Source organism: Caballeronia terrestris, from assembly GCF_001544515.1.
Classification (GTDB): Bacteria; Pseudomonadota; Gammaproteobacteria; order Burkholderiales; family Burkholderiaceae; genus Caballeronia; species Caballeronia terrestris.
In genome coordinates this window covers 1-1,655 of sequence record NZ_FCOL02000352.1, presented here as the reverse complement: position 1 = coordinate 1,655, position 1,655 = coordinate 1, and the positions used below count along the sequence as shown (strand labels likewise).

Below are 1,655 nucleotides of genomic sequence, written 5' to 3'. Positions count from 1 at the left end.
AATGCGGCTATTGGCCGAACGGTCGTTGAACGGTGAGCTTGTTCTTCACCGAGACGACGCCGGGAACGCCTTTCGCCAGAGCAGCCGCCTTTTCGATCTGCGTCGCTTCCGCCACCGTGCCCGCGAGCGTCACGGCGCCATCTTTCGCGGTGACGCTGATGCTGCCGGCGTCGATCGCCTTGTCCTTCCCCAGTGCGGCATATACGCTCTTGCGCAGGGCGCGGTTCGCCTGTTTCGACGGCATCGACGCCGCACCGCCCGACGCCACCGTCGCCGGTGTGCCCGATGACGCGCCCGCTCCGGTTGCCTGCGCCCACGCGTTCACGGATGCGAGAACGATCAGTGCGGCGCATGCCGGCTTGAGTGCCTTCGTTACGTTCATTTACTTCTCCAGGTGTTGTTGCCAGCGCCTCATCGGCGCCTCTGCGGCTTTGTCACGAGATCTCGCGCAGCGCGGATCAGAAGTTGTGCCGCAGTCCGATCATCGCGGCAGTGGTCGATGCGCCCGGCGCCACCGGCTGTCCATACACGATCGTCTGGTTCATCGTTCCCTTGTTGATAACGTGACCGACCTGCGCATACGTCATCGTGCGCTTGGACAAGCTGTATTCCGCGCCCACTGCGAACTCGCTCGAATGGTTAGCTGAATTGTTGTCGTCCTTCAGGTAATAGAAGCCTGAAGTGACCTTGAGAGCAGGCGTGAACCGATAGCCGAGGCCAGCCGAATACAGATCGAGATCGGCGCGGTTTGGATTCGCCGGATTCTTGCCATGCGCATAGGCACCGGACACGGAGAAATCGCGAAACGTGTACTGCGCTCCGAGATAGTAAAAGCGGTTGTTGTTCTGGCCGGTCGCGGGGATGGCAGGGGTCGCTGGAAAGGTCGCGGGGTACGGATTGGCGTCATGGCCGTTGTAGTACGCCGCGGCCACGTTCAGGCCGTAGTTCGAATACTTCAGCACGGCCGACTCACGCGTGCCGCCCTGAAAATGGCCGGGAACGCCGCCTGGCGCGTACTCCAGCGCGACCGACGCGCCATAGAACTTCGGCGACTCGTACACGAGCGCGTTGCTGTCGTACAGTGCGCCGATCGGACCGTTCGTGTTGGTTCCGGGCCAGCCGGCTGCCTGGTTCATGCCGAGCCACGCGGTGAGCACGCTGCCGAAGTATTGCGCTCCGCGCACGTCGGTTTCGGCCATCGCGTAGACCATCGGCACGATCTGGCGGCCCGCGTTGAACGTGCCGAACGGGCCGGACACGCCTACGGTCGCGAACTGGTTGAATTGCGCGGGAACGCCGGGGGTGTCGGAGAGGCCGAACTTGCCCGTGCCGGTATCGAACGTGCCCTGCAGACGGAAATTGAGCTTGTATCCGCCGCCCAGGTCCTCGCTGCCCTTGAGGCCCCAGAAGCTGGCATAGATACCGCCATCCTTGTAGCGGTAGATCTTGCCCAGATTGGGCGCGGTCGGCGAAAACGACGCCGCCGCAGTACTCTGGTAGAGCAGTCCTGCATCGATCACGCCGTAAAGCGTCACCGACGATTGCGCATGCGCGGCGGCAGAAGCCAAACCCAGCAATGCGAAGCTGGTAAGTCGAAGGTTCGTGGGGTCTCCGGATTGTTATCTTTTCCCCTTTGCGTCTGCGCAATCAGGGAG

At 62.5% G+C, this 1,655-nt stretch carries 2 protein-coding genes; both read right to left on the bottom strand.

Annotated elements, in window-relative coordinates:
- Positions 1–7: 7 nt before the first annotated feature.
- Positions 8–382: a BON domain-containing protein gene (locus AWB67_RS37340; protein ID WP_087660804.1), complete on the bottom strand. Its 375-nt coding sequence runs from the start codon at positions 380–382 to the stop codon at positions 8–10.
- 76 nt (positions 383–458) lie between these two features.
- The gene (locus AWB67_RS37335; RefSeq protein ID WP_087660803.1) at positions 459–1,577 is read right to left on the bottom strand and encodes a porin; all 1,119 of its coding nucleotides are present in this window, start codon (positions 1,575–1,577) and stop codon (positions 459–461) included.
- Between the last annotated feature and the right edge of the window lie 78 nt (positions 1,578–1,655).

Coding starts and splice junctions, on each gene's coding strand:
- AWB67_RS37340 (WP_087660804.1), bottom strand. CDS start 382: ATGAACGTAACGAAGGCACTCAAGCCGGCATGCGCCGCACTGATCGTT.